The sequence below is a fragment of the Nocardioides sp. genome (genome assembly GCF_041600255.1).
GTDB lineage: Bacteria > Actinomycetota > Actinomycetes > Propionibacteriales > Nocardioidaceae > Nocardioides.
In genome coordinates, this window is the sequence record NZ_JBFIKK010000117.1 from 1 (window position 1) to 10,180 (window position 10,180).

Sequence of the window (10,180 nt, forward strand, 5' to 3'; positions counted from 1 at the left end):
GTTACGCCCGGGTGCTGCGTGGGTCCGCCGCCCGGACCGTGCTGGCCGCCGCCGGACTGCCGCCCGCCCCTGCGGTCGCCGTACGACGCTCCGCGCTGGAGGTCGCCCCCGACGGGTCCCTGGCCGGCGTGGTGGTCTCCAGCCGGGCCACTCCGGACCTGGTCCGGCTCGTCGTTGACGTGCCCGAGCTGGGCGAGATCGACGCGGTGGCGCCGCTCGACGTACACCCCGGCGCGGGGGCGCCGATCCGGTTGGTGGTGAACGCCACCCGTCTGGCGGTCCTCCCCGAGCCCTGAGTCGGGCGCGCGCGCCCTACACTGGCGCTGTGCATCGCCGTGCCTACGCCCTCCTGCTGGGGATCGCCGCCATCATGGGTTTCTTGGCGGTCCTGACGGCGATCCTGCTCGACAAGCGGCTCGCCGACCCCGATGGCTTCCTCGGTCCCTCGTGGGCACGACTGCCGATCCTGGTCGGAGCGGCGTTCCTGGCCGACCTGATGCCGAGGACGCTGTGGCAGTCCCGGATGCATCCAGCCCTGATGCCCGCGATCTTCAAGGCCCGAGTGCGCCAGCACTGGACCAAGGACCGGGTCACCCTCGTGGTGATGGGCGTCGTCTGCTTCTACATCACCTACGTCAGCTACCGGAACCTCAAGTCGTTCCTGCCGTTCGTGCTCAGCGACACCAAGTACGACCGCGAGCTCCACCTGCTCGACAAGGCGCTGCTGCTGGGCAACGACCCCGCCGTCCTGCTCCACGACGTGCTGGGAACCGGCGTCTCCGCGCACGCCCTGTCCTACATCTACCTGTGGTTCCTGCCGCTGGTGCCGCTGGCGCTGACCGCGTGGCTGGTCTGGTCGCGCAACCTGACCTACGGCTACTGGTTCGCCACCTCCCAGTGCATCGCCTGGGCGCTCGGGACCCTTTCCTACTACGCGCTGCCCACGCTCGGCCCCGGCTTCGCCTACGTCGCTTCCTACGCACGACTCCCGGACACGCCGACGTCGGGATTGATGGAGTCGCTCTACAACTCCCGGCAAGAAGTGATGCGCAGCGGCATCGAGGGCACGGTCCAGTCGGTGGCCGGGTTCGCCAGCCTGCACTGCGCGATCACCCTGCTGGTGGCGCTGATGGTGCAGTTCACCCTGCGTTCGCAGTTCCTCAAGATCGTCTTCTGGGTGAACTTCGGGCTGACCCTGGTGGCGACGATCTACTTCGGTTGGCACTACATCGCCGACGACGTCGCCGGCATCATGATCGCCTTCATCGCGTTCTACGTGGGGGGCCGGGCCAGCGGGCAGAGGTTCGAGCGACACAGCCTGAACTCGCAACCCACCACCACGACCACCGCGGTGCCGGTCGACCAGGAGGGCTGAGTCCGAGCGCCCTCGGGGGCGTCGAAGCAGGTTTGGGATGAGGGCGCTCCCGGTAGTTTGAGGGTCATGGCCACCGACACTGCACCCCCGAGCACGGCCGACGACTCCGACGGCAGCTACATCCAGCCCGACGTGGACGTTCCCGCCCTGGCCGCCTTCCTGGACGGCAAGTACGTCGAGATCCGCAACCTCGTGCGCAGCAACCTGGTCGAGCACGCCTCGATCCTCGAGGAGGCCGAGACCCTCTCGCGCGACGACTACCGCGAGCGGGTCAAGGAGATCGTGCTCGAGATGGCCACGACCGGCCAGACGGGGATGGGCTTCCCGACGGAGCTCGGCGGCGGGGGCGACATCGGCGCTTCGGTGGCGGCCTTCGAGACGCTCGCCTTCGGCGACCTGTCGGTGCTGGTGAAGGTCGGTGTCCAGTTCGGCCTCTTCGGCGGCGCGATCCTCCAACTCGGCACGCGCGAGCACCACGAGAAGTACCTGCCCGACACGATCACCGGGAAGCTGATGGGCTGCTTCGCGATGACCGAGACCGGCCACGGCTCCAACGTGCAGGCGCTGGGCACGGTCGCGACGTACGACGTGGCGACGCAGGAGTTCGTGATCACCACCCACGGTGAGGCCGCGCGCAAGGACTACATCGGCAACGCGGCGAAGCACGCCGAGCTGGCGGTCGTCTTCGCCCAGCTCGAGGTCGGGGGGAACTCCGAGGGCGTGCACGCCTTCGTGGTGCCGATCCGGGAGAACGGCAAGCCGGCCGACGGAGTCCGGATCGAGGACGACGGCGCCAAGATGGGGCTGAACGGGGTCGACAACGGCCGGCTCTGGTTCGACGGCGTGCGGGTCCCGCGCGAGGCGCTGCTCAATCGGTTCGCGGACGTGAGTGCCGCCGGGGTCTACGAGAGCTCGATCGAGAACCCGAACAAGCGGTTCTTCACCATGCTGGGCACGCTGGTGCAAGGTCGGGTCTGCGTCGGCGGCGCCGGGATCAACGCCGCCAAGGTCGCGCTCACGATCGCCACCCGCTACGCCGTACGACGTCGCCAGTTCGAGGCGTCCACCGACGGCCAGGAGGAGCTGCTCCTCGACTACGGCATGCACCAGCGCCGGCTCTTCCCGCTGCTGGCGCGGACCTACGCCCTGCACTTCGCCCAGGAGGTCGTCGCCGACCAGCTGCACGACGTGTTCTCCGGTGCCACCGACGACGAACAGACCCGGCGCGAGCTGGAGTCCCGGGCAGCCGGCACGAAGGCGCTGGGCACGTGGCACGGCACCCGCACCATCCAGGAGTGCCGCGAGGCCTGTGGTGGGGCCGGCTACCTGTCCGAGAACCGGTTCGCAGCGCTCAAGGCCGACACGGACGTCTTCACCACGTTCGAGGGCGACAACCACGTGCTGCTCCAGCTCGTGGCGAAGGGCCTGCTGACCGACTACTCCAGCGAGTTCCAGGACATGGACCAGTTCGGGCTGGTCCGGTTCGTCGCCGGCCTGGCGGTGGAGACGGTCATCGAACGCACCCACGTCCACAAGCTGCTCGAGCGGGTCAAGGACCTGCTGCCGGGCGGTGAGGAGTGGGACCAGGAGGCCGGGCTGCTCGATCCCGAGTACCACCTCACGATGCTGCGCTACCGCGAGGAGCACATGCTGGGTGCGGTCGCGCGTCGCCTCAAGCGCGGGATCGACAACGACATGAACCCGGGCGAGGTCTTCTCCCGGGTGCAGGACCACGTCATCGCCGCTGCCCGGGCCCACGTCGAGCGACTGGTGCTGGAGGCCTTCATCGAGAAGGTCCGCCCACTGCCGGACTCCGACATGAAGGTCGCGCTCAACCTGCTGGCCGACCTGCACGCCCTCTGCGCGATCGAGTCGGACCGGGCCTGGTTCATGGAGCACGGGCGTCTGACGACGACCCGCTCGAAGGCGATCAGCCGCGAGATCAACAGCCTGTGCCGCAAGATCAGGCCCCTCGCCGTGGACCTCGTCGACGCGTTCGGCGTGCCCGAGGAGATGCTGCGCGCCCAGGACCTCATCGGCGACTGAGGTGTTCTCGAGCCGCGTGGGACGACCCTTCGGGGGCTGGCACGAGGATCCGCTCTGGGCGTCGGTCTACGACTGGACGGTCGAGCACCCCTTGATCGGCGGGGTGCTGTGGAAGGCCGGGCTCGGCAGCGAGCTGCGACGGCTGTACGACGCCGCCGCCGAGATCGGCAGCCTGCCCGCGGGGGCCCGGGTCCTCGACGTCCCCTGCGGTGGCGGCGTGGCCCTGCGTGGCCTGCGAGTCGGTCAGGGAGTGCAGTACGTCGCGGCCGACATCTCGGCCACGATGCTGGAGCGGACCCGGGAGGCCGCCGTGGAGCGCGGCGTCGCCGACCAGGTGGAGACGGTGCTCGCCGACGTCGTGGACCTGCCGTTCGACGACGCCTCCGTCGACCTGGTGGTCTCGTTCACCGGGCTGCACTGCTTTCCCGACCCCGAGGCTGCGGTGGCCGAGATGGCACGGGTCCTGGCGTCCGGCGGCGTCCTGACCGGCAGCGCCCTGCTCAACGACACCGGGCTGCGCTTCGCCCCGCTCCGATTCGCCGGGCGGGTCGGCGGCCTGCTCGGGCCCGGCTGCACGGCTGCGGAGCTCACTGGCTGGTTGGCCGAGCACGACCTGTCCGAGGTGCGCCTCGCCACCAGTGGCGCGGTGGGCTACTTCCGCGCGGTCAAGGCCTGAGCCGGTGGTCCGGCGGTCCAATCGACCTTGATCGTGGGCGGGTGCTGCTGCATGGTGACCTGAACCGGCGGTGCGTCGGGCGCCGCCCTGATGCTGGGAGCGCCCCATGTCCTCATCGCCAGGTCATCGCCGTCTCACCGCCGTCGTTCTCGCTGCGGTGGTCGTGGCTGCCGCGAGCATCCCCGCGACCGCAGCCGGCGGGAGCAGGAGCCCGTCGGTGAAGGCGGGCACGACCACGACTGCCGGTACGACGACGGTGCTACGCAACAAGGGCGCCGGTCCGGCGCTGAAGCTGAAGTCGCGCTCGAACGCACCGTCACTGGCGGTGACATCCCGCAAGATGGTGAAGCGGCTCAACGCCGACCTGCTCGACGGCCGGCAGGCGGCCGAACTGGTGACCCGCACCCACACGTACGCGGTGCCGCGCGGCGGCACCTCGACCACGACCAAGACCCTCGCGTTCCCCGGCCTCCCCGCCGGCACCTACCTCCTCGACTACGCCATCACCCTCCAGGGAGGTGGGCCGGGCCTCTGCTACCTCAGACACGGGGTGGAGGCGCAGGTGGTCGGGCTGTCCTACGTGGTGACCCGGGCCGGCTACGGCACGGCAGCCGGCTCGGCGATCGTGAGCAGCGCAGCGGGGACCCCCGCGTTGACGTGCCGGACCGACACGCCCTTCGTCTTCGACGACACCGACAGCATCAGCCACGTGTCCTTCACCGAGACCTTGCTCGTCGACCGCGGCGTGGCGATGCCCGCCTCACGGCCGGCGGCTCGTGGCGATGGGTCCGGATCGCTGCGCTGACCCGGAGACGGAGAGAGGAGACCGGCCCCAGGCCGATCTCCTCTTCCGGGAGCTTGCAGTGCTCGCCGGGGGTCAGTGACCCTCGGTCTTCGCGCGCTCGAACGAGGCGCGGACCTCGGCCTCGGCCTCGGTGCGGCCGACCCACTCGGCACCTTCGACGGACTTGCCGGGCTCGAGGTCCTTGTAGACCTCGAAGAAGTGCTGGATCTCGAGGCGGTCGAACTTCGAGACGTGGTTGATGTCGCGCAGGTGCTCCAGGCGCGGGTCGTGCGTGGGGACGCACAGGACCTTGTCGTCGCCGCCGGCCTCGTCGGTCATCCGGAACATTCCGATCGCGCGGCACTTGATGATGCAGCCCGGGAAGGTCGGGGCCTGCAGGATCACGAGGGCGTCCAGCGGGTCGCCGTCCTGGCCGAGAGTGTTCTCGATGTAGCCGTAGTCCTCGGGGTACGCCGTCGAGGTGAAGAGCATGCGGTCCAGGTAGATGCGGCCACTCTCGTGGTCCACCTCGTACTTGTTGCGCGAGCCCTTGGGGATCTCCACCAGTACGTCGAACTCCAGCACGTAAGCCTCCACGTCGTCATCGGCTCCGTCCTGGAGCCTGTCAGCACGGCCCATGTCCGGACCGGGGGTCAGTCTCCCGCACAATGTGCCGAAACGCGCACTCGGACGGAGGAATCGATGGCTGGACGTGACCCACGCCACGGCACGGCCGCGATCCTGCGGTGGTTGCCGGTGGTGCTCGTGCTGATCCTGCTGGCCGCTGCCGGGGCGTCGTACCGCTTCGAGCTGGGGCCGCGGTGGCTCGGCACCGGGCCGGACCCGGCCGACGATCCGGCCGCCGTGGCGCCTCCGGTCGGCCTCGCGCTGCCGACGCCCGTCGAGCCCGCCGAGGTGGCCGCCGCGCTGGGATCCGCCTCCGCGTCCGACGACCGGGGTCTCGACGTACGCCGACTGCAACGACTGATCCGCCCACTGTTGGACGACCCCGACCTGGGGCCGAGGGTGCGCGCTGCCGTGACCACCCTGGACGACCCGACGACGGTGTACCGGTCCGGGCGGGGCCCGGCGATCCCGGCCTCCACGCTCAAGCTGCTGACCGGTACGGCCGTGCTCGCCACACTCGGGCCCGAGCACGTCTTCACGACCACGGTCCGCTCCGGGCCGGGCAACCGGATCGTGCTCGTCGGCGGGGGAGACCCGCTGCTGGCGAGCGAGCCCGTCGAGCCCGGCGACACCGCGGCGTACCCGGCATCCGCCGACATGCTCACCCTGGCCCGTGCGACCGCCGAGGCGCTGCGCGAGCGCGGGACCCGGCGGGTGCGCCTGGCCTACGACGACACGCTCTTCACCGGACCCGCGGTCAGCCCCCGGTGGCCGGAGACCTACCTGCCCGGGGTGGTCACGCCGATCAGCAGCCTCTGGGTCGACCAGGGCAGGTCGCCCACCGGGTCCGGGCGGGTGGCCGACCCGTCGGCGGCCGCAGCCGAGGAGTTCGCTCGAGCACTCGGTCGCTTCCGGATCCGGGTGCTCGGCGAGCCCCGACCCCGACGGGCCGACCCCGACGCCGAGACGCTGGCCGGCGTCGAGAGCGCGCCCCTGGCCGCGATCGTGGAGCGGATGGTCTCGCTCAGTGACAACGAGGCCGCCGAGGTGCTCCTGCGCCACGTCGGTCTGGCGGTTCGGGGCGAGGGGTCGTTCACGGCCGGGGTCCGGGCGGCCCGGGCGACGCTCGCCGACCTGGGGGTCCCGTTCGCCGGTGCCCGCTGGTACGACGGGAGCGGGCTCTCCCGGGAGAACCGGCTGACCAGCGAGACCCTGCTCGAGACCTTGCGGGTCGCGGCCGACCCGGACCGGCCCGAGCTGCGGGCCGTGCTCACCGGGCTACCGGTGGCCGGCTTCACCGGCTCCCTCGCGGTGCGCTTCGAGGACGCGGTACCGCGCGGACGCGGGCTGGTGCGGGCCAAGACCGGCACGCTGACCGGGGTCAGTTCGCTGGCCGGCCTGGTGACCGATCGGCACGGTCAGCTGCTGCTCTTCGTGCTGATGGCAGACCGGGTCGCCGTGACCGACACCCTGGCCGCCCGCGACGCTCTCGACCGGATGGCCGCGGCCCTGGCGACCTGTCGCTGCGCAGCCTGAGCGATCGGGCCCCGGGTGGGCACGGGTACCGTCGGGGGCATGACGAGTGCAGTGGGCGGGTCAGGGGCCGCGGGTCGACCGTCGGGCATGGTGGACTGGGACCTCGCCGTCCAGCTGGGGTCGCGGATCGCCGGGGACGGCCCCACGGTCACGCCGGACGAGGCGACCCGGGCGGTCGAGGAGCTGCGGGCTGGTGCGGGTCGTTCGACCGGTCTGGTCCGTGAGTTCACGGGGCTGAGCGCCCCCGAGAACACCGCCCCCGTCCTGGTGGTCGACCGCGCCGGATGGGTGCAGGCGAACGCCGACGCCTTCGCGGCGCTGATGTCGCCCCTGATCGCCAAGCTGGAGGAGCGCAAGGGCGCCCCGACCGGGATCGCCCGGGCGGTCGGCTCCCGGGTGACCGGGGTGGAGGTCGGAGGACTGCTGGGCTTCCTGGCCAGTCGGGTGCTGGGTCAGTTCGACCCGTTCTTCGACCCGCACGGCCGGCTGCTGCTGGTGGCGCCGAACATCGTCCACGTCGAGCGCGAACTCCGTGCCGACCCCAGCGACTTCCGGCTGTGGGTCTGCCTGCACGAGGAGACCCACCGGGTGCAGTTCACCGCGGTGCCCTGGATGCGCGAGCACCTCTTCGCCCAGATGCAGTCGATCGCCGAGACCCTGGACTCGGGGTCGCTGCTCGAGGACGGCATCGCTCGGCTCGCCGGCGCGGTGAAGAACCGCGACGGCAGCCTCGTCGAGATGCTCGGCACCCCGGAGCAGAAGGAGATCCTGGACCGGGTCACGGGTGTCATGTCGTTGCTCGAGGGTCACGCCGACGTGGTCATGGACGGCGTCGGACCCCAGGTGATCGGCAGCGTCGAGGCGATCCGGCGCGCGTTCGACCAGCGTCGCAAGGGTGTGGGCGTGCTCGACCGGATCCTGCGCCGGCTGCTCGGCCTCGACGCGAAGATGGCGCAGTACCGCGACGGCGCCGCCTTCGTGCGGGGCGTCGTCGACAAGGTCGGGATGGCCGAGTTCAACGCGGTCTGGGAGAGGCCCGAGAACCTGCCGTCCAAGGCCGAGATCAGCGACCCTGCGGCGTGGGTCTCCCGGGTCCTGTGAGCCGGACCGTGGTCGTCCGGTGAGCCGGCCATGACGCTGCACCCGGCTGTCGCGGCGGTGCGGCTCGCCGTACGCCGAGGGCTCGCAGACGTGGAGCCCGGCGCCACCGTGCTGGTCGCCTGCTCGGGCGGAGCGGACTCCCTGGCCCTGCTCTCCGCCTGCGTCTTCGAAGGCCGCAAGGCCGGGTGGCACGTGGTGGGGGCCACCGTCGACCACGGTCTCCAGGAGGGTTCGGGGGCGCAGGCAGAGCGGGTGGTCGCCCAGATGGCCGAGCTCGGTGTCGCCGAGACGGTCGGGGCGCGGGTCCGGGTCGAGGGTGAGGGCCTGGGGCCGGAGGCCGCCGCCCGCCAGGCGAGGTACGCGGTTCTCGCCGAGATGGGGGAGCGGTTCGACGCCGCGGCGATCCTGCTCGGCCACACCCGCGACGACCAGGCCGAGACCGTGCTGCTCGGGCTGGCCCGAGGGTCCGGGGGACGGTCCCTGGCAGGGATGCGCCGGGCTTTCGACGGCTACCGCCGTCCGCTGCTGGACGTCTCCCGCGTGGACACGGAGACGGCATGCCGTGTGGAGGGGATCGACTTCTGGTCCGACCCGCACAACACCGACCCCCGGTTCACCCGATCCCGGGTCCGGCAGCGGGTGCTGCCGGTGCTGGAGGACGAGCTCGGGCCCGGGGTGACCGAGACGCTCGCCCGGACCGCGGAGCAGCTCCGCGAGGACATGGACCACCTCGACGACCTGGCCGAGGCGGCCTACGACGATCTCGCCGGCGTGCTCGACGTGGCGCGACTGCTGGTCCAGTCCACCGCCGTACGGACCCGGATCCTGCGGATGGCCGCTGTGGCTGCCGGAGCGCCCGCCTCGGAGCTCTTCCACGAGCACGTGAAGGCGATGGACGCGCTCGTGGTGGCGTGGCGCGGGCAGAAATGGGTGGATCTGCCCGGGCGTCTGCGGTGTGTCCGGCAAGACGACCGATTGACCTTTAGGACGTTCGCCTGACCCGTTTGAGTGACCCGTTCGGATGAGTTGTCGCGAATTCACGCTTCGACGCGCAGGGCTATCTCTAGGATTCGCTCAGCCCATTTGGGCGGCCCCCCCTTTTCCCGAAAGAAGAACATCGTGATCAAGAAGACCCTTCTGGGCCTCATGACGGTCGGGCTGCTCTCGCTGGCCCCCGTCGCCCAGTCGCAGGCATCCACCCAGTCGGCCGACTCGGCCTCGGTGGGAGCCCCCCAGGCGAAGAAGCGCCTGGCCTACATCTCCGGCTACGTCCGCAACCAGCTCGGCAAGTACCAGGACGACGTGAGCGTGGCGGTCCTCAACGCCCACGACCTCGGCGCGACCCCGCTGGCCTCTGCCCTGACCTACTCGGGCGACGACTTCGGTCACGGCTTCTACAACATCGAGCTGAGGTACGAGCCGGCCGCGGTCACCAGCATCGTCGTCCGGTTCTCGAGCCTGGACACCGTGCCGAGGAACCTGCGGTTCAAGACCTACACCACCGCTCCGATGGCGCTGAAGCGCAACTACCAGTTCTTCGACCTGCCCGACGTCCGGATGAAGCTCGCCAACAAGGTGGCCTCGGCCGCGAGTGGTGCGGTTCACGCCGCGAAGAAGGGCAAGCCGGTCGGCAAGGCCCTCAAGGAGATCACCCAGGGTGACGGCTCCGTCCTGGCCGTCCAGGTCGGGGTTGCCAAGGGCCAGCCGGGGATCCTCAAGATGCTGGGTGACGTGACGTTCTCGGTGACCCAGGGCGCGAAGCCGGTCAAGTTCCAGGACCCGTCCACCAACAGGAAGAAGCTGGTGACCGAACTCAAGCAGGCCCTGGTGCCCACCAAGAAGGCCGGTGACTCCGAGGCCGTCGTGGTGCTGCCGCACCTGGCGGGCTCCACGTCGTACACCGTCGAGGTCTGCGAGACCAAGACGGTGAAGGGGAAGAAGAAGAAGGTCTGCCGCGACGAAGAGCGCTTCACGGCATCGGAGAGTTACACCCTGCACGTGAGCTACCCCGGCTCCGACGAGGCGAGGGGCTCGA

9 protein-coding genes and 1 pseudogene are annotated in these 10,180 nt (G+C 70.6%); 9 read left to right on the forward strand and 1 reads right to left on the reverse strand.

All coding sequences use genetic code 11. The features are described 5' to 3' along the window. From ABZE72_RS13110 to ABZE72_RS13130, 5 genes and pseudogenes are all read left to right on the forward strand, one after another. A pseudogene (locus ABZE72_RS13110) lies at positions 1 to 296 on the forward strand (ABC transporter ATP-binding protein); the annotation flags it as partial. A gap of 29 nt (positions 297 to 325) precedes the next feature. Continuing rightward, positions 326 to 1,375, forward strand: coding sequence for a phosphatase PAP2 family protein (locus tag ABZE72_RS13115; RefSeq protein WP_372729482.1), 1,050 nt, complete (start codon positions 326 to 328; stop codon positions 1,373 to 1,375). Between the two features lie 66 nt (positions 1,376 to 1,441). Beyond that, on the forward strand, positions 1,442 to 3,421 hold the full coding sequence (locus tag ABZE72_RS13120; protein ID WP_372729483.1) for an acyl-CoA dehydrogenase: 1,980 nt from the start codon (positions 1,442 to 1,444) through the stop codon (positions 3,419 to 3,421). Between the two features lie 16 nt (positions 3,422 to 3,437). After that, positions 3,438 to 4,097 carry a class I SAM-dependent methyltransferase gene (locus ABZE72_RS13125; RefSeq protein ID WP_372729484.1) on the forward strand — a complete coding sequence of 220 codons (660 nt, stop codon included), beginning with the start codon at positions 3,438 to 3,440 and terminating at the stop codon, positions 4,095 to 4,097. 106 nt (positions 4,098 to 4,203) lie between these two features. Beyond that, positions 4,204 to 4,902 carry a hypothetical protein gene (locus tag ABZE72_RS13130; RefSeq protein ID WP_372729485.1) on the forward strand — a complete coding sequence of 233 codons (699 nt, stop codon included), beginning with the start codon at positions 4,204 to 4,206 and terminating at the stop codon, positions 4,900 to 4,902. Between the two features lie 72 nt (positions 4,903 to 4,974). On the opposite strand, the gene ABZE72_RS13135 is transcribed toward ABZE72_RS13130, so the two are convergent. Beyond that, positions 4,975 to 5,463 (reverse strand): inorganic diphosphatase, encoded by a 489-nt coding sequence (locus tag ABZE72_RS13135; protein ID WP_372729490.1) that lies wholly within the window; start codon positions 5,461 to 5,463, stop codon positions 4,975 to 4,977. A gap of 120 nt (positions 5,464 to 5,583) precedes the next feature. Between ABZE72_RS13135 and dacB the strand changes: the two genes are divergently transcribed. From dacB to ABZE72_RS13155, 4 genes are all read left to right on the forward strand, one after another. After that, positions 5,584 to 7,044, forward strand: coding sequence for a D-alanyl-D-alanine carboxypeptidase/D-alanyl-D-alanine-endopeptidase (gene dacB / locus ABZE72_RS13140; RefSeq protein WP_372729486.1), 1,461 nt, complete (start codon positions 5,584 to 5,586; stop codon positions 7,042 to 7,044). Between the two features lie 39 nt (positions 7,045 to 7,083). Next, positions 7,084 to 8,145, forward strand: a complete 1,062-nt coding sequence (locus ABZE72_RS13145; RefSeq protein WP_372729487.1) for a zinc-dependent metalloprotease — start codon at positions 7,084 to 7,086, stop codon at positions 8,143 to 8,145. A 30-nt stretch (positions 8,146 to 8,175) separates the two neighbouring features. Beyond that, positions 8,176 to 9,144 carry a tRNA lysidine(34) synthetase TilS gene (tilS, locus tag ABZE72_RS13150; protein ID WP_372729488.1) on the forward strand — a complete coding sequence of 323 codons (969 nt, stop codon included), beginning with the start codon at positions 8,176 to 8,178 and terminating at the stop codon, positions 9,142 to 9,144. Positions 9,145 to 9,264: 120 nt separating this feature from the next. Next, on the forward strand, positions 9,265 to 10,180 hold a 916-nt coding region (locus ABZE72_RS13155; protein WP_372729489.1), incomplete at its 3' end, for a hypothetical protein.